General features: G+C 72.0%; 19 protein-coding genes. 12 read left to right on the top strand and 7 right to left on the bottom strand.

Annotated features, from left to right (window positions below; all coding sequences use genetic code 11):
* Window positions 1–2: 2 nt before the first annotated feature.
* Window positions 3–1,511, bottom strand: coding sequence for a YibE/F family protein (locus tag ACIBP6_RS16485; protein ID WP_397052901.1), 1,509 nt, complete (start codon window positions 1,509–1,511; stop codon window positions 3–5).
* A gap of 71 nt (window positions 1,512–1,582) precedes the next feature.
* Between ACIBP6_RS16485 and ACIBP6_RS16480 the strand changes: the two genes are divergently transcribed.
* A complete protein-coding gene (locus ACIBP6_RS16480; RefSeq protein WP_397052899.1) occupies window positions 1,583–2,290 on the top strand; it encodes a DUF72 domain-containing protein in 708 nt (235 codons plus the stop codon).
* Entirely contained in the window at window positions 2,290–3,261 is a 972-nt protein-coding gene (locus ACIBP6_RS16475) for a magnesium transporter CorA family protein (RefSeq protein WP_397052897.1), read from the top strand. The genes ACIBP6_RS16480 and ACIBP6_RS16475 overlap by 1 nt, the downstream gene beginning before the upstream one ends.
* Here the strand turns inward: ACIBP6_RS16475 and ACIBP6_RS16470 are convergent.
* From ACIBP6_RS16470 to thrS, 4 genes are all read right to left on the bottom strand, one after another.
* A complete protein-coding gene (locus tag ACIBP6_RS16470; protein WP_397052895.1) occupies window positions 3,156–3,671 on the bottom strand; it encodes a DUF1850 domain-containing protein in 516 nt (171 codons plus the stop codon). The genes ACIBP6_RS16475 and ACIBP6_RS16470 overlap by 106 nt on opposite strands.
* A 26-nt stretch (window positions 3,672–3,697) precedes the next feature.
* Complete coding sequence (locus ACIBP6_RS16465) at window positions 3,698–4,648, bottom strand: TAXI family TRAP transporter solute-binding subunit (protein ID WP_397052893.1); 951 nt, start codon at window positions 4,646–4,648, stop codon at window positions 3,698–3,700.
* Window positions 4,645–6,636 (bottom strand): TRAP transporter permease, encoded by a 1,992-nt coding sequence (locus tag ACIBP6_RS16460; protein WP_397052891.1) that lies wholly within the window; start codon window positions 6,634–6,636, stop codon window positions 4,645–4,647. The genes ACIBP6_RS16465 and ACIBP6_RS16460 overlap by 4 nt, the downstream gene beginning before the upstream one ends.
* Before the next feature lie 89 nt (window positions 6,637–6,725).
* On the bottom strand, window positions 6,726–7,967 hold the full coding sequence (thrS, locus tag ACIBP6_RS16455) for a threonine--tRNA ligase (protein ID WP_397053402.1): 1,242 nt from the start codon (window positions 7,965–7,967) through the stop codon (window positions 6,726–6,728).
* A gap of 163 nt (window positions 7,968–8,130) precedes the next feature.
* Here thrS and ACIBP6_RS16450 point away from each other — a divergent pair, with 163 nt between their 5' ends.
* Together ACIBP6_RS16450 and ACIBP6_RS16445 are read left to right on the top strand one after the other, a co-directional pair.
* Window positions 8,131–9,102: a response regulator transcription factor gene (locus ACIBP6_RS16450; protein ID WP_397052889.1), complete on the top strand. Its 972-nt coding sequence runs from the start codon at window positions 8,131–8,133 to the stop codon at window positions 9,100–9,102.
* 101 nt (window positions 9,103–9,203) lie between these two features.
* The gene (locus tag ACIBP6_RS16445; RefSeq protein ID WP_397052887.1) at window positions 9,204–9,728 is read left to right on the top strand and encodes a hypothetical protein; all 525 of its coding nucleotides are present in this window, start codon (window positions 9,204–9,206) and stop codon (window positions 9,726–9,728) included.
* Here the strand turns inward: ACIBP6_RS16445 and ACIBP6_RS16440 are convergent.
* Window positions 9,725–10,186, bottom strand: coding sequence for an ATP-binding protein (locus tag ACIBP6_RS16440; protein ID WP_397052885.1), 462 nt, complete (start codon window positions 10,184–10,186; stop codon window positions 9,725–9,727). The two genes, ACIBP6_RS16445 and ACIBP6_RS16440, sit on opposite strands and share 4 nt — an antisense overlap.
* Window positions 10,187–10,341: 155 nt before the next feature.
* On the opposite strand from ACIBP6_RS16440, the gene ACIBP6_RS16435 reads away from it, so the two are divergent.
* The 5 genes from ACIBP6_RS16435 (at window position 10,342) to ACIBP6_RS16415 (ending at window position 13,355) form a co-directional block, all read left to right on the top strand.
* Window positions 10,342–10,809, top strand: coding sequence for an adenylyltransferase/cytidyltransferase family protein (locus ACIBP6_RS16435; RefSeq protein WP_397052883.1), 468 nt, complete (start codon window positions 10,342–10,344; stop codon window positions 10,807–10,809).
* A 361-nt stretch (window positions 10,810–11,170) separates the two neighbouring features.
* Entirely contained in the window at window positions 11,171–11,668 is a 498-nt protein-coding gene (locus tag ACIBP6_RS16430; protein ID WP_397052881.1) for a DUF2975 domain-containing protein, read from the top strand.
* Window positions 11,668–11,889, top strand: coding sequence for a helix-turn-helix domain-containing protein (locus tag ACIBP6_RS16425; RefSeq protein ID WP_397052879.1), 222 nt, complete (start codon window positions 11,668–11,670; stop codon window positions 11,887–11,889). The genes ACIBP6_RS16430 and ACIBP6_RS16425 overlap by 1 nt, the downstream gene beginning before the upstream one ends.
* A 95-nt stretch (window positions 11,890–11,984) precedes the next feature.
* On the top strand, window positions 11,985–12,572 hold the full coding sequence (locus ACIBP6_RS16420) for a hypothetical protein (protein ID WP_397052877.1): 588 nt from the start codon (window positions 11,985–11,987) through the stop codon (window positions 12,570–12,572).
* A 90-nt stretch (window positions 12,573–12,662) separates the two neighbouring features.
* Complete coding sequence (locus ACIBP6_RS16415; protein ID WP_397052875.1) at window positions 12,663–13,355, top strand: DUF427 domain-containing protein; 693 nt, start codon at window positions 12,663–12,665, stop codon at window positions 13,353–13,355.
* Between the two features lie 48 nt (window positions 13,356–13,403).
* On the opposite strand, the gene ACIBP6_RS16410 is transcribed toward ACIBP6_RS16415, so the two are convergent.
* Window positions 13,404–13,907 carry a hypothetical protein gene (locus ACIBP6_RS16410; RefSeq protein WP_397052874.1) on the bottom strand — a complete coding sequence of 168 codons (504 nt, stop codon included), beginning with the start codon at window positions 13,905–13,907 and terminating at the stop codon, window positions 13,404–13,406.
* Window positions 13,908–14,085: 178 nt separating this feature from the next.
* Here ACIBP6_RS16410 and ACIBP6_RS16405 point away from each other — a divergent pair, with 178 nt between their 5' ends.
* Genes ACIBP6_RS16405 through ACIBP6_RS16395 form a run of 3 tightly spaced genes read left to right on the top strand, consistent with a single transcriptional unit; the run spans window position 14,086 to window position 16,282 of the window.
* Window positions 14,086–14,478 carry a GntR family transcriptional regulator gene (locus ACIBP6_RS16405; protein WP_397052872.1) on the top strand — a complete coding sequence of 131 codons (393 nt, stop codon included), beginning with the start codon at window positions 14,086–14,088 and terminating at the stop codon, window positions 14,476–14,478.
* Window positions 14,475–15,323, top strand: coding sequence for an ABC transporter ATP-binding protein (locus ACIBP6_RS16400; protein ID WP_397052870.1), 849 nt, complete (start codon window positions 14,475–14,477; stop codon window positions 15,321–15,323). The genes ACIBP6_RS16405 and ACIBP6_RS16400 overlap by 4 nt, the downstream gene beginning before the upstream one ends.
* Window positions 15,320–16,282 (top strand): hypothetical protein, encoded by a 963-nt coding sequence (locus tag ACIBP6_RS16395; protein WP_397052868.1) that lies wholly within the window; start codon window positions 15,320–15,322, stop codon window positions 16,280–16,282. The genes ACIBP6_RS16400 and ACIBP6_RS16395 overlap by 4 nt, the downstream gene beginning before the upstream one ends.
* The last annotated feature ends 3 nt before the right edge of the window (window positions 16,283–16,285 follow it).

Here is a 16,285-nt window from a genome sequence, read left to right as displayed (position 1 = left end):
GCTCAGCCGCCAGAGCGCCGGCGGTGCCGGGCGGGCCGCTCCGCCCCGGCGTCGGGGTGCTGCTGCGGCGTGAAGAGGCTCCCGGTCTCGACCGGCGCCGCGCCGTCGTGGCCTGGCCATGCCCGGGCGGCGCCGTCGTGGGCGGGCCGCGGGCCGGTGTCCCCGGATTCCCTCGGGGCGGCCCTGCGCGGGGCGACGCCGTCGTGGCGCTCGGGAGAGAAGAAGTCCTCGTCGTCGGGGAGCGGGGCGAAGAAGTCGTCGCCCGGCGGCGCGTCGTCGCGCCGCCGGGAGCGCCTGGCCGGAAGGGCGTCGCTCGGCCTCAGGGGCGGGCCGTCGTCCTGCCCGGCGGGCGGCTCGGGGCGGCGGGTGGCGGTCAGGGCGGCCAGGGCCGTGGTGATGGGCACCGCGGCGATCAGTCCCAGCGTGCCGACCACGCTGCGGACGATCTCCTGCGCGATCACCGGCGTCGCCATCACCTCGCCGAGCGGCTGCTCGCCGATGCTGAACAGCAGCAGCAGCGGCAGCGACGCCCCCGCGTACGCCAGGATGATCGTGTTGATCACCGAGGCGATGTGCGCCCGCCCGATGCGCGCGGCGGCCCGGTAGAGGCGGGCGAAACCGTACGACGGGTTGGCGTGCGCCAGCTCGGCCACCGTCACCGCCTGCGTGACCGTGACGTCGTCGAGCACCCCGAGCGCGCCGATGATGATGCTGGCCAGCAGCAGGCCCTGGGTGTCGATCGGCAGGCTCATGTCCAGCGCCAGCGCGCTGTCGTCGGTGACGCCGTTGAGCCGGGCGAACCCCAGCGCGCCGTACGACAGCAACCCGGTCAGCGTCAGGCTGGACAGCGTGCCGAGCACGGCCACCGAGGTGGTCGGGGAGAAGCCGTGCGTGAGGTAGAGCACGGCCAGCATGATCGCCGCCGCCCCGACGATGGCGACCAGCATGGGCGGCCGCCCCTCCAGGATGCCCGGGATGACGAACGTCAGCAGCAGCACGAACGTCACCGCCAGCCCCACCAGCGCCGTGACCCCCCGCCAGCGGCCGAACGCGATCACCGCCAGCGCGAACGCCGCCCCGAACATCCACAACGGCACCGCCCGGTCGTGATCGGAGATCTGGTACGCGCCGTCGGCGTCGCGCAGCAGGATCACGTCGTCGCCCGCGGCGAAGTGCTGAGCGCCCGGCCCGCTCGGCAGCCGCAGCTGGACGTCCTGGCTCGCGTCGGCGCCCTCGGTGACGGTCACGGTCGCGGTGCCGCAGGTGGCCGGGTCAGGCCGGGGCGACCCGTCGGGGACCACGGGGCAGCTCTTCAGGGCGACGGCGGTGACCGTGCCGGTGAGCCGCTCGACGCCGGACTGCGGTGCGGCCTCCCTGGCCTTGCCCTCGGGCCACAGCCACAGCAGCGCGGCCAGCGTGATGACCGCCAGCGGCACGAGGACGGCCAGACCGGCCACCATCGTGCGCCGCGACATGGGCACGGCGGTGCCGTGCGCGTGATTGGCGCCCATCGCGTGAAACGTCCTCCTCGGTGACGGACAGGACAGTACTGCACCCCGGCGCACGGGGCAGGGGCAATGGCATGACGTGGCTGGTCGGCACCTCGGGGTGGCAGTACAAGGACTGGCGCGGGGTGCTGTACCCGCCGGGCGTCCCGCAGCGGCTCTGGCTGGAGACGTACGCGGCCGAGTTCCGCACCGTGGAGAGCAACAACGCCTTCTACCGGCTGCCGAGCGCCGAGTCGTTCGCGGCCTGGCGCGACCGCACGCCGCCCGGGTTCGTGATGGCGGTCAAGGCCAGCAGGTTCCTGACCCACATCAAGCGGCTGGAGGACCCGGAGGAGCCCGTACGGCGCCTCATGGGAGCGGCCTCGGAGCTGAAGGAGAAGCTCGGCCCGATCCTGCTGCAGCTGCCGCCGACGCTGAAGGCCGCGCCCGAGCGGCTCGACCGGTGCCTGGCCTGTTTCCGCGGCGACGTGCGGGTGGCCGTCGAGCCGCGCCACGCGTCGTGGTGGACCGACGAGGTGCGCGACATCCTGCTCGCCCACGGCGCCGCGCTGTGCTGGGCCGACCGGCTGGGCCGTCCGCAGAACCCGCCCTGGCGCACGGCGGGCTGGGGTTACGTGCGCCTGCACGAGGGCCGGGCGGGCTTCGAGTACGGCGAGACCGCGCTGCGGTCATGGGTCAGGCGCGTGCGTGAGGCGGGCTGGGAGGACGCGTACGTGTACTTCAACAACGATCCGGGAGGCGCGGCCGTGCGTAACGCCCGGCGATTTGCCACACTCTGCTAGTGCTGCACACGCGTCTTTACCGCAACGGCGTCCTCGAAAAGGAAGGCTTCCCCGTCGAGGAGGTCTCCGACCACGTGGCCGACCCGGCCAGCACGGCGTGGTTCGACCTGTGCTCGCCGTCGGCCGCCGACCTCGGCCTGATCGGTGAGGAGCTCGGCCTGCACGAGCTGGCCCTCGAGGACGTGCTCAACGGCCACCAGCGACCCAAGGTCGACGTCTACGACAACCACCTGTTCGTCACCGTCTACGGCGTCCACTGCGAGGGCGACCGCGTGGTCCCGGTCGAGGTCAACGTCTTCGTCACCCGCAACGCCCTGGTCACCGTGCGGGAGAACGAGCACTTCGACATCGGCGCGGTCATGCGGCGCTGGGACGCCACCTCCCGGCTGGCCGGGCACGGCGTGACGTTCCTGCTGCACGGCCTGCTCGACTACGTGGTCGACCGCCACATGGCGGTGGTGCAGGACCTCGACGGGCAGGCCGAGGCGCTGGAGGAGTCGCTGTTCGAGGAGGAGGTGCGCGACGGCAGGACGCTGCAGCGCGAGACGTACACGCTGCGCAAGAACACCGCCCGCCTGCGCAAGATCACCATGCCGATGCGCGAGGTGCTCGGCACCCTGCTCCGCCGCGACCAGGAGATCGTCGGCGACCGCGTGATGACCCCGTACTACGAGGATGTCCGCGACCACGTGGTGCGCGTCAACGAGGCGGTCGAGTCCATCCGCGAGATGCTCGCGAACGTCCGCGAGACCCGCCTGTCCCAGCAGGGCTTCCGGCTCAACGAGATCATGAAGCGTGTCACCGGCTGGGCCGCCATCATCGCCGTGCCCACCATGATCACCGGCTTTTACGGTCAGAACGTGCCCTATCCGGGCTCCGGCCAGCCGTGGGGCTTCTTCATGTCCGCGATGCTGGTGGCGGTGGCCTCGGTGGCGCTGTACGCCGTCTTCAAGAAGAAGGACTGGCTGTAGGGCCGTGGGCAGGGCTCGCTTCGCACGTCCAGGGTGAGCTCCAGGGCCAGGCGCACGTCACCGCTCCGGCTGAGGGGCAGGCACCGGCCACCGGAGATCAGCGTCCTGCGGCCGATCGACGTGGTGAGCAGCGACAGCTCCTCGTACGTCGCCGGCTCGGCCAGCCGCAGCACCCACGCGCCGTCCGGGGTGCGGGAACGCTCGCCGTCCAGGGCGTAGTAGTCGAGCACGCCCCCGCTGCCCGACACGACCGCCCGCATGGTGAACCGGCGGCCCTCCACGGTGAACACCTCCGCGGAGGGCGCCTGGTAGATCGAATGCACGTACCCGATCGCGAACGCCCGGCCGGACACCGGCAGGCCGTTCACGGTCAGGGGCCCGGCGCCGCCGGCGGAGCAGAGCGCCACCACCGCCGCCAGCGCCGGCAGCAGTCGGATCAGCCCTGCTCCTGGTAGTAGCGCGCCGCGCCCGGGTGCAGCTGGACCGGCGCCACCTGCTGTCCGAGCGCCGGGTCGAGCTTCTCCGCCTCCGGATGCACGGCCGTCAGCTCGGCCTTCTTCGCGAACAGCGTCTTGGTGATGTCGTACGCGAGCTGCTCGTCCATCGAGTCGGGCACCAGCAGCACGTTCGCGATGCCGACCGTCTTGATCGAGTCGGACAGCTTGTAGACGGACATGTCCACGTCGAGCGAGACGTACTGCTCGCCGTAGGTGGCCTGCATCGTCTGCAGCACGTCGGAGGTGTCGAGCATCTTCATGTCGGGCTTGCTCGTGGCCAGGTCGGTGATGCCGGCCGTGGGCACGCCGCCGACCCAGAAGAACGCGTCGATGGTGCCGTCCTTGGCGGCCTGCACCGATTCGTTGATCGACAGCTGCTGCTTGGAGATGTCGGTGTCGGGATCGACCCCGGCCGCCTCCAGCATGCGCCGGGCCACGACCTGGGTGCCGGAGTTCGCCGGGCCGAGCGAGACGCGCTTGCCCTTCAGGTCGGCGACCGTGTTGGCCTCCACGCCGGGGGAGACCACGACGTGCGCGTAGTTGTCGTAGATGCGGGCGATGGCCTTGATCGGCTGCGGGGCGGTGAAGGTGTCCTTGCCGTTGACCGCGTCGGCGGCCGTGTCGGACTGCGAGAACGCGATGTCGGCCCGGCCGGAGGCCAGCAGCTTGATGTTCTCCACGGAGGCCGACGTGACCGACGCGGTGGCCTGGGTGTTGGCGATGTTCGACGAGAGCTGTTTGGCCAGGCCGCCACCGTAGACGTAGTAGACGCCCGTCGTGCCGCCCGTGGCGATCGACAGCCGGTTGCCCGAGCCGCCGCCCGCGGCTCCGCCTCCGCAGCCCGCCGCGGCCAGGACGGCGATGGCGACTATCGCGAGAATCCGCTTCACGCTGTTCTCCTTCTTCTGACGAGGTGCACGGCGGCGGCCACGGCCAGGACGGCCAGGCCGGCGACGATGGGGACGGGCTCGAGGAACAGCAGCAGCACCGCGGCCACCGCGGCGAGCAGGCGTTCCGGCACGCCGCTCAGCCCGCCGGTCGCCATGGCGAGCGCGGCGACGGCGACCGCCGAGACCGCGGTCATCAGCAGCACGGTGCCGATCGGCCCCTGGAAGAGCAGCGCCTGCCCGTTCGGCGTCAGCACGAAGGCGAACGGCACCAGGAACGCCGGCAGCGTGTAGCGCCAGGTCATCATCATCGTCCGGTACGTGTTGCCGCCGGTGATCGCGGCCGCCGCGACGGCCGACAGCGCCGTGGGCGGGCTCACCTCCGACAGCACCGCGTAGTAGAAGACGAACATGTACGCCTCGGCCTGCGAGACGCCGAGCTGGAACAGCGCCGGGCCGATGATCACGGCGGCGATGATGAAGCTCGCCGTGACCGGCACCGCCAGGCCCAGCAGCAGCACCGCGACGGCCGCCAGCACCGTGGTGAGCAGCAGGTTGCCCGCGGCCAGGCTGACGATGATGTCGGCCAGGTTGAGCCCGAGGCCGGTCTGCGTGATGACGCCGACGATGATGCCCGCCGCCGCGCACACGGCGGTCACCGGCAGCACCTCCAGCGTGCCCTTGGCCAGCGCCTGCGCCACCCGCTTGGGGCCCATCCGGTGCGCCGGGTCGAGGAACGACAGCAGGAAGGCCACCGCCGTGGCGATCGCCACCGCCTGGAACGCCGAGCGGTCCAGCGCCATCAGCACGACGATGAGGATGAGCGAGCTGAAGTGGTAGCCGAAGCGCAGCAGCAGCCGGCCGGCCTTGGGCGCGTCCACCGGCACGGCCTGGGTGCCGAAGCGGCGCGAGTCGACCTCGATGGCCAGGAAGATGCCGAGGTAGTACAGCAGCGTCGGGATCGTCGCGTACAGCAGCACCTCGAGGTAGCTGACCCGCAGGTATTCGGCGATGATGAACGCCGCCGCGCCCAGCGTGGGCGGCGACAGGATCGCGCCGATGCCGCCGGCGGCCAGGATGCCGCCCGCGGGCTCCCTGGGATAGCCGGCCCGGCGCAGCACCGGCCAGGCGACGCTGCCCAGGCTGACCGTGGTGGCCACGCCGGAGCCCGAGACGGTGCCGAGCAGGAAGCCGGCCATCGTCACCGTACGGCCGGGAGCGGCGCGGGACCTGCGGAAGGCGGCGAAGCTCAGGTCGATGAAGAACCGGCTCGCGCCGGAAAAGTCCAGTACAGCGCCGTAAATCGTGAAAAGGATGATGTAGCTGGCGGCTACTTGCATGGGGACGCCGAAGAAGCCCTCGGTGCCCGTATAGAGTTGCGAGACGATTTGGCTGAGGTCGAAGCCACGGTGCCCGATCGGCCAGTTAATCGGCAAATATGCGCCGTAATAGGCATAAATCAGGAAAATGACGCAGATAATGGTCAGTGCCCAGCCGACCGTGCGCCGTACCGCCTCCAGCAGCAGCACCGTCAGCACCAGCCCCGCCACGATGTCGAGGTCCGTCAGCGCCGCGCCGGAGCCGCGGTCGCGGAAGGCGTCGATGTTCATCAGCGGGTAGAGCAGCACGGCCAGCGAGGCCGCGGCCAGCAGCCAGTCGCCGACGCTCGGCCACTCCCGCGGCGCCTCCGCCGCTCCTTGGGCGGCGGGCGCGGGCGGCTGCTCGCGGGGCGGGCGCCGCAGCAGCCGCCGCGCCAGAGACGACACCCCCGAGCGGTAGGACAGGAAGACCAGCGGCAGCGCCACCGCCAGGAAGGTCATGCGGTGTTGCAGCGCCTCCACCGGCTGGAACACCACCACCAGCGAATACGCGGAGAGCAGCCCGCCCGCGACCCACACGCCGAGCCGCAGGGGCCCGCCGAGCCGCCGCGCCGGTCGTTCCTGCTCGTGGGCGGAAACCAGGTCCGCCTCACGACTGCTGAGCTCGGTCAAGTCGCTCCTCCCCGACACGGCGTTGCAGGGACTTTATGAGCGCTTTACCTATTTAGGGAAGAGGCCGTTACCTATTTGATTTCCCCGCTTCAGAACAATGGCCGCGCCTCGGCCGCCAGCCGCTCGACGGGCACGCCGCCCGCCTGGCGTCCGTCCCGCAGCCGTACCGAGGTGCCGCCGCCCGCCGCCTCGCGCGGCCCCACCACCAGCTGGTACGGCACCAGCCGGTGCGCCCTGATCCGGGCCCCGAGGCTGCCCCGGTCCGCCGGTGCCAGCTCCGCCCGCAGCCCGGCGGCCAGGCAGCGGCGCAGCACGTCCTCGGCGGCGGGCAGCTCGGCGTCCGACACCGGCAGCACCACCGCCTGCACGGGCGCCATCCAGGCGGGGAACGCGCCGCCGTGCACCTCGACGAGGTGGGCGACCAGGCGCTCGATGCCGCCGACGACGCTGCGGTGCACCATGACCGGCCGGTCCCCGCCGGCGTGGCGCAGGTCGAAGCGCTCGGGCTGGAAGTAGTCGACCTGGACGGTGGACAGGGTGGCCTCGCGCCCGGCCGGGTCGGCGATCTGGATGTCGATCTTCGGCCCGTAGAAGGCGCCCTCGCCGCGTTCCTCGTCGAAGTCGCGCCCGCGCTCCTTCAGCACCGCGCGCAGGGCCGCCTCCGAGCGCTCCCACATCCCGGGATCGTCCACGAACTTCGCGCCGTCGCCGCGCAGCGAGAGCCGGTAACGGGCGGCACTGATGCCCAGCTGGGCGTGGGCGGCCTCGATGAGGTCGAGCGCCGCCGACACCTCGGCCGCGGCCTGCTCGGGCGCGCAGAACACGTGCCCGTCGTTCAGCTGGATGGCCCGCACCCTGGTCAGCCCGCCGAGCACCCCGGACAGCTCCGAGCGGTACATTCCGCCCAGCTCGGCGATGCGCAGCGGCAGCTCCCGGCGGCTGCGCCCGCGCGAGCGGTAGATGAGCGCGTGGTGCGGGCACAGGCTGGGCCGCAGCACGAACTCCTCGCCGCCCACCCGCATCGGCGGGAACATGTCGTCGGCGTAGTGGGCCCAGTGGCCTGAGCGCTCGTACAGCTCGCGTTTGCCCAGGACGGGCGAGTTGACGTGCAGGTAGCCGCCGCGGCGCTCCAGCTCGTGCACGTAGTCCTCGACGGCCTTGCGCACGGCCGCCCCGGCGGGCAGCCAGTAGGGCAGGCCGGAGCCGATCAGCGGGTCGGTGTCGAAGATGCCGAGCTCACGGCCGAGCCTGCGGTGGTCGTTCATGATCAACCTTTCGCGGGAAAGGGCGAACGACCGTGCTCCCGGGCGTCCGCCCGGGAAGCATGGAATCAGCGCGCCGGGACGGGGTCCGGCGTCGTCGTGACGAAGGCGCGCTGCATGGACAGGACCCTAACATCCGTACGCACGACCGGCCGCCCCGTTTTCCGGCTGCCGGGTGATGCGAGGTTCGGTAAAGCGTCGGGCGGAATTCGGCAAATGATATAAACCTTGCGTGGCCGAGATCACCCTGGACGTGCGTCGGCTCCGGGCGTTCGCCGAGGTCGGATACCAGGTCGCGGCCGGCGGCGGCGCGCACGGCGCGATGGCGGCGCTGCGCCGGGTGGTGCCGCTCGACGCCTACGAGTTCGTCGCGTTCGACCCGGCCACCGGCCGCCACCACAGCGTCGTCTCCGACGGCCACGCCCGCATCGACCGCGACGCCGCCGAGGAGTACGCCGGGCTCGACGCCTACCGCAGGGCCCTGGCCACCCGCGCGCCGGTCGCCATGCCCGAGCCAGGCACCGAGCGTTACTTCCGGCGCCACCTCGCCCCCTACGGCTGGCGGGCGGGGCTGACGGCGCCGCTGTTCCTGAGCGAGGGCCGCTACACCGGCCTGCTCCACCTCGCCTCCAAGGACCCCTTCCCGCGGCTCACCGCGGCGCTGCTGGCCGCCGTCACCCCCATGCTGGCCCACGTGACCGACCTGAGCAGGTGCGTGATCGATCCGGTGGGGCTGCCGCCAGGCTTCCGCGCGGTCGCCTACGACCGGCTGGGCACCCGCCGCCGCGTCCCCGGCCGCGAGACCTCCGTCGTGCTGTGGGACGACCCGGCGATGGCGGCGTACGCGCGGACGTTCATCGACTCACGCGAGCTGAGCCGGCACGGGCTGTGGCTCGGCGGCGACGGCGGCTGGCACGAGGTGCGGCTGCTGCGGGCGGGCGTCGGCTTCCAGGGCACGCTCCAAGGGGCCGTCGCCGCCGAGCGGCCGTGCCCGCTGCCGTACGACCTCACCGGCCGCGAGCTCGACGTGCTCACCCGGGTGGCGGCCGGCGACTCCAACCCGCAGATCGCCGCCGCGCTGGTGCTCAGCGTCCGCACGGTGACCACGCACCTGGAGCACATCTTCGCCAAACTCGGCTGCGACAGCCGCACCCGCCTCACCACCAAGGCTCTCGCCGAGGGCCTGTGCCGCCTCGACGCCTAGCTTAAAGACCGATGAATCGGCTGCTATAGGGCATGCCGGAATCGCGAGTCGTTGGTGCGCCACGCGGTATTCGTGATGATCGACTGCCGACTGTGATGAAAATGAGTGCACATGGCCAGATGTCCGGCGCCGGTACGCGTGCCGCCCGGGCGAGGACCCGGCTGCTGATCGCGGCGGCCATTCCGCTCGGCGTCATCGCCGCCGGAACGATCCTGTCGCCGGCGCTCGCCGACCCCGGCGGGCAGCAGGCGCCGTGCTTCGGCCAGAAGGCCACGATCGTGGCACAGCCCGGCACGCCCACGATCGGGACCGCCGGCCCGGACGTGATCGTCGGCACCGACGGCCCGGACACCATCGACGGCGGGGACGGCGACGACCGCATCTGCGGGCTGGAGGGCGACGACGTCCTGCTCGGCGGGCTGGGCAACAACCTGATCGACGGCGGTCCCGGCGGGGACACCATGCGCTCGGGCCCCGGTACGGGCTCCGCGGCCGCGCCGGAGGCGGGGGATCGGCGTGGCGCCCAGCACACACCCGCCGTGGAGCCCGCGGCCGGCCCGTCGGCCGGGGCCGTCGCGTGCTCTCCGCTCGGGATCCCGGCCGGTGGACCGCTGCGCTGCGCTTAGACGGCCACCGCGGCGGGCACGCGCGTGTGCTGCAGCTCGAACCAGACCGTGGTGGAGCCGTCCTCGCGGGTGAAGCCCCAGCGGTGGCTGAGGGCCTCGATCAGCGGCAGGCCGCGTCCGCTGGTGGACCGCGCGCTCGTCCGGCACACGCACGGCGGCCCGTCCGAACCCGCGTCCGAGACGAGCACCCGCACGGACGCCTCCGAGTTCGTCACGGTCACCGTGAACGAGCCCCCGTCACCGGACCTGCTGTGCAGGATCGCGTTCGTGGCCAGCTCGCTGGTGAGCAGCACCACGTCGTCGTGGAGGGGGTGGTCGCGGCCGAGCGCGTCGGTCACCAGCCCCCTGGCCCTGGACACCTGCGCCGGTGTCCCCGGCAACCGGGCCTCAAGATCGTGATCATCCCCCTTGGTGCGCAGCTGCGAGTCCTGCGGTGCCACGGCGACCTCCCCCAACATCCGGTGACGTTATGAGACGCGCGGCAGGGGTCCCGGAGATTATCGCGAAAAGGTAGGAATGGTCTGTCCCAAGGTCGGCTGCGCGAGTGCTGGTGACGACCGAGTACGCTGCGATCGACGAGTCGTCGAGGCCCGAAGGGTTGGCAGGAGGTCGCGTGAGCAGCCTGGAGGCCGTCTGGGTGCAGCCGTACGAACGGCCGGGTGCGGTGGTCGTGACCGGCGTCTTCGACATTCTGCACGTGGGCCACGTGCGCTACCTGGGCACGGTGGCGGCGCGCGGGCTGCCCCTGGTCGTCGGCGTCGAGGACGACCCGCGCGTGCGTGCGTGGAAGGGGCCGAGCCGGCCGCTCAACCCATCGGCGGAGCGCGCCGAGGTGCTGGCCGCGCTCCGCTTCGTCACCGGGGTCTTCATCGTGACGGGCCCGCCCGAGGCGCACGGGCCCGAGGACTACATCGACCTGCTCGCGCCGATGCGGCCGGGCGCGCTGGCCCACACGGCGGGCGACCCGCACGCGGGGGCCCGTGCCGCGGCGGCGGCCATCCTGGGGGCCGACTGCTGGGAGATGGCCGCCATCCCGGGCCGTTCCACGACCCGCATCGTCAACGCCGCCACCAAGCCCTGACAGGCGCGTAACGCGACCCGCCCGCGACGTAGCCCTCGGCGCCGCCTCGAGATCGCGGGCGACGGGCCTGCGCGTCAACGCCGCCGCTCCCGAGGCCGTACGCGCCCCTGCCGTCGGATGCGGCAGGTGGCAGAGCCTCGATGCCGGTGTGCGCCGCTCGGCGAGCAGAAGAGCGCGCAGGCCGCCTTCCCATCGCGCGCGGCCAGCGGGCCGAGCTCGGCGTAGGCGGCCGAGGCGGCTGGGTCGCGGACGGCTTTCACCGCGCCCTTCCGCCGGCAGCCCCGTTCCGTTCTGCCGACCCTCTTGCCGCATCTATCGAATTTCGATAGATTCCCATCGTTGGTCGATGGATGGAGCGGTGATGGGGAAGCTGACAGTGCTCGCGTTGCGCGCCGTGCTCGTGGTGCTGCTCGCCGGCTCGGTGTTCGTGCAGGCGGTCATGGTGCCGTTGCTGGCCGCGGATCTCGATGGGCTCGACTCGGAGCTCGCGTACCCGATCCCCGCCTACCTCGTGACGATCCTGCTGGGCGTCGTGACGGCGCAGGTCGTGCTGGTCTGTGTGTGGCGGCTGGTCACGATGGTGCGGCGCGGCACGGTGTTCTCGCACGCCGCCTTCCGGTACGTGCACGTCGTGATCGGGGCGTTCGTGGCGGCCGCCGTCCTGACGTTCGTGCTCGCGGTCCTGCTGGCGCCCGGTGAGGCCGTCGCCCCCGGTGTGGTCCTGCTCGTCTGCGGGGTCGTCGTGGCGATCCTGGGGGTCGCGCTCGTCGTGCTCGTGCTGCGGATGCTGCTCGCGCAGGCCGTCGCGCGGGACATCGAGGCGGCGCGGCTGGAGGCCGAGCTGGACGAGGTCATCTGATGGCGATCGTCGTCGACATCGACGTGATGCTGGCCAGGCGGAAGATGTCCGTGGGGGAGCTCGCCGACCGGGTCGGGATCACGCCCGCCAACCTGGCGGTGCTCAAGAACGGCCGCGCCAAGGCGGTGCGCTTCACGACGCTGGCCGCGCTCTGCGAGGTGCTCGAATGCCAGCCGGGAGATCTGCTGCGCTGGGAGCCGGAAGCCGCCGCGGAGCGGTGACCCCGGTACGTCACCGATCCGGGGGTCACGGAGGCGCAGCCGCGTGCGTACGCCGCCGGGTGGGGGCCGGGCATGATCGCGTAGTCTTTCCTGGCATGACGGCCGACAGGGTGGCGAGGCGGGTGACGGACCTGCTGGCGCCGCAGGTGCTGGTGATCGTCATGCCGCCCGTCGTGGGCCTGCTCGCCCAGGGGTGGACGGGCGCGGCCTGGGGCCTGGTGGCCTCGGCGTTGTGCGGCGGCATACCGGCGGCGGTGATCGCGCTGGGCGTGCGTTCCGGGCGCCTCGACTCGCACCACATCGTGGACCGCGCCCGCCGTACGGGGCCGCTGCTCGCGGCGGCGGCGGCCGTGCTGGTGGCGCTGGCGCTGCTGATCCTGCTGGGCGCTCCGACGCTGCTCGTCGCGACGGTGACCGCGATGCTCATCGCGCTGGGCGTCACCGTGCCGATCACCCTGCGCTGGAAGATCTCCTTCCACGCCGCCGTGTCCGCCGGCACGGTCGTCGTGCTCACGGATGTGCTGCCCCCGTGGCCGGCCGCGCTCATCGGAGGAGCCGTCGTGGCGCTGGTGTGCTGGGCCCGCGTCCGCCTCACGCACCACACCGCGGCCCAGGTGGCGGCGGGCGCGGCGGTCGGCACGCTGACGACGTGGGCGACGCTGGCCGCCTTCGGGCAGTGGTGAGCGCGGAATAGCGGGCTCGCCGGCGGGGTTGGCGCGAACATGGACGTCACGAATCGTGGCCGGGTGCGCGTCGAGCGTACGGCCAAGCGTGTGAGGACCTATCTCGGCGGCCGGGTGGTGGCCGACACCACCTCCGCTCTCCTGGTGTGGGAGGTGCCGTACTATCCCGCCTACTACTTCCCGGCGGACGACGTGGACGCCTCCGCGCTCAAGCCGACCGGAGCGACCAAGCACTCCCCGAGCAGGGGCGACGCCGTGGTCTACACGGTCACCTCCGGCACCGCCGAGGCGAAGGACGCGGCGCTGTCCTACCCCGAGTCGCCGCTGGAGGAGATCCGCGGCCACATCCGGTTCGAGTGGGACGCCATGGACGCCTGGTTCGAGGAGGACGAGGAGGTCTTCACCCACCCGCGCGACCCGTACACCAGGGTGGACATCCTGCCCAGCCAGCGGCACGTGCGCGTCGAGGTGGGCGGCGTCACCGTGGCCGACTCGCGCAGCCCGCGCATCCTCTTCGAGACGGGGCTGCCGCCGCGCTACTACCTGCCGAAGACCGACGTACGGCTCGACCTGCTGGAGTCCTCCGACACCGTCACGCACTGCCCGTACAAGGGCAGCGCCCAATACTGGACGGTCAACGGCGAGAAGGACCTCGCCTGGTCGTACCGCACGCCGCTGCCGGAGAGCGAGAAGGTCGCCGGGCTGATCGCCTTCTACGACGAGAAGCTGGACGTCTACGTGGACGACGTCCTCCAGCCCCGCCCCAAGACCAAGTTCTCCTGACCCGCCCGTCCTGATCCCGCCGGCCGGTCACACACCGGCCGGCTGGGCTCATGCCGACGACACTGACGGAGGCGGACCAGGATCCTGAATCGGAGGATCGACTTCACCGCGCTCCGCCCATCTCTTGAATGTCGCAGCTTGTCCTTCATTGATGACGTGGTGATGCTTCAGGACCGTGTGGGCGAGCAGCCTTGCTCCAGGCGAGTGCTCTTCGGCCTTGCCCTCCGGATCCTCCAGCAGTTTGTGGGCCCAAAGCTGGTTCCAGCGCTTGTCCTCCACATACGCCAGAAGCATCTCGCCGAGGTGGTGTTCGGCGGTAGTGGTGGGAGTGGGCTCGGTTCGACGGAGGAGGGTGTCCTCGATTCTCTGCAGGGCCGCTTTGATCTCCACCAAGGGATCTTCGGCCGCATTCTTCTCGATCGCCGGTGACGGGATGTCGAGGGTGCTTTTGACGGCCCTCGACCCCTTGAATGGGCTCCTTAGCCGGCCCTCCATCCAAGTCCGCCATGTGGCCTTCGGGAGTTCCTGCTGGGTACCGATGTTCGTTGTCATTCGCCCCTCGCCTGGTCGAGACAACTGTCGCTCGAACCGTACGAAGCGGACGGCTTCACGACCAGGCGATACTTCGCTGGCCGCACAGCGACTATGTGATCCCCCCGCGGCCCTCGGTTGACAGCCGACGGGGTGATGCAACACCCTTTCACTACTCAATTAGTGAAAGGGTGTTTTGGTGATCGAGTTTCATCTCGACCGCGGCTCGGGGGTTGCGACGTACCTGCAGCTCGTCCACCAGGTCAGGCAGGCCCTGAGGCTGGGTGAGCTACGGCCGGGTGACCAGTTGCCCACCGCTCGTGAAGTGGTCGAGCGGCTGGCCATCAACCCCAACACCGTGCTGAAGGCGTACCGCGAGCTGGAGCACGAGGGCCTGGTCGAGGGGCGGCCGGGCATGGGGACGTTCGTGCGGCAGGGGGTCGCCGGGCCGACGCTCGCCGACCACACGCGGTTGCGACGCGGGCTGGAGGCGTGGGTGCGCGAGGCCAGGGCGGCCGGGCTGGATCAGGAGGATCTGCGGGCGCTGTTCAGCGTGGTCCTGTCCGATGCCGCGAAGGAGGGGGCGGCGTGAGGCCCGCGCTGGAGGCGACCGGGCTGGGCGTGCGCTACCGCCGCTCGTGGGCGCTGCGCGACTGCTCGCTCGCGGTGCCGGCCGGGCGCGTCGCGGCGCTCGTCGGCCCGAACGGCGCCGGCAAGACCACCCTCATGCACGCCGCCGTCGGCCTGCTGCGGCCCGCGCGGGGCAGCGTGCGCGTGGCGGGGGAGGCGGCGTTCGTGGCGCAGGACAAGCCGCTGTACGACGGGTTCACCGTCGCCGAGACGCTCGCCTTCGGCCGCCGGATGAACACCCGCTGGGACGGCGACGCGGCGGCCGACCGGCTCGCCCGGCTCGGCATCCCCCTGGACCGGAGGGCGGGCGCGTTGTCGGGCGGCCAGCGGGCGCAGGTGGCGATCACGCTCGCGCTGGCCAGGCGGCCCGACCTGCTCGTCCTCGACGAGCCGCTGGCCAACCTCGACCCGCTCGCCCGGCACGACGTGATGCGCGCGATCATGGCGGAGGCGGCCGAGCGGGAGCTGACCGTGCTGCTGTCCTCGCACGTCGTCTCCGACCTGGAGGAGACCTGTGACTGGCTCGTCGTGCTGAACGACGGGCGGCTCCAGGTCAGCGGCGACATCGAGGACCTGCTCGCCGGGCACCTCGTGCTGACGGGCCCCGCCGACACGCCGTCCCCGGCCGGGGTGTCGGTCGTGGGGGAGGGCCGTACCGGGCGGCAGGCCGGCCTGCTCGTCAGAGGCGGCCCCGTGCCGGACCCGCGCTGGCGGGCGCGCCGCGCGAGCCTGGACGAGCTCGTCATGGGTTACCTGCGCAGCCCCGCCTCGGCGGCCCTGCCCGGCCTGGCGGGGGTGGGCGCGTGATCTGGGTGACGTGGCGCCAGCACCGGGCGCAGATCCTCCTCACGGCCGGTTTCCTCGCGGTGCTCGGGGCGCTGCTGCTGGGATCGGCGGTGGAGGCGAGGCTGTACGTCGCCGGGCACGCCCCGCCGGGCTGTCCCGGCCCCGCCGTGGCCTGCGCCGACCTGGAGGTGGCGCTGGGACGGCGCTACGACGCGGTCTACTCCGTCTTCGGCTGGATGCCGCTGGTGTTGCCCGCGCTGATCGGGGCGTTCTGGGGAGCGCCGCTGCTCGGCCGCGAGTACGAGCGCGGCACCCACCGCCTGGCCTGGACCCAGTCGGTGCCGGTGTGGCGGTGGCTGGCGGTCAAGCTCTCGGTGCTGGCCGGGGCGGTCGTGGCGGGCGGGCTGCTGCTGTCGCTCATGATGAGCCTGTGGCGGCCGGTCTTCAGGGCGGGAATCGACTCCTCGTTCGGCAACATCGGCGTGTTCAACATGGTCGGGGTGGCGCCCGCGGCGTGGTGGCTGTACGCGTTCGCGCTCGGCACCCTGGCCGGCGCCGTGTTCCGGCGGACGCTGCCGGCGATGGCGCTGGTCGTGGCCGGGGTGGCGGCGACGATGGCCGCGCTGTTCGGGCTGAGCGACCATTACGCCGAGCCGGCGCGGGCCGAGCTGACGGGGACGGTGGTGCTCGACGACGTCGACGCCCGGCTGGTGCGCGCCGCCTGGGTGGAGCCGTCCGGCAGGGAGGTCGCCGACCCGGCCGGCAGCGGCTGCCCGCTCCGGGCGGACGCGGGGCGCAGCTCCAGGAACGCCGAGGCGTGGCAGGAATGCCTGTTCGCCAAGGGCTACCGGTATGCCATGTACTACCACCCGCCGTCCAGGTTCTGGCGCTTCCAGTGGACGGAGGCGGGCATCCTCCTGCTCGCCTCAGCGGCCTTCGGCGGCCTGGCCGTGCACCGCACCCTCCGCCGTCCGGGCTGAGGT

Source organism: Nonomuraea terrae, assembly GCF_044465245.1.
Taxonomy (GTDB): Bacteria; Actinomycetota; Actinomycetes; order Streptosporangiales; family Streptosporangiaceae; genus Nonomuraea; species Nonomuraea terrae.
This window is presented reverse-complemented; position numbering and strand designations above follow the sequence as displayed.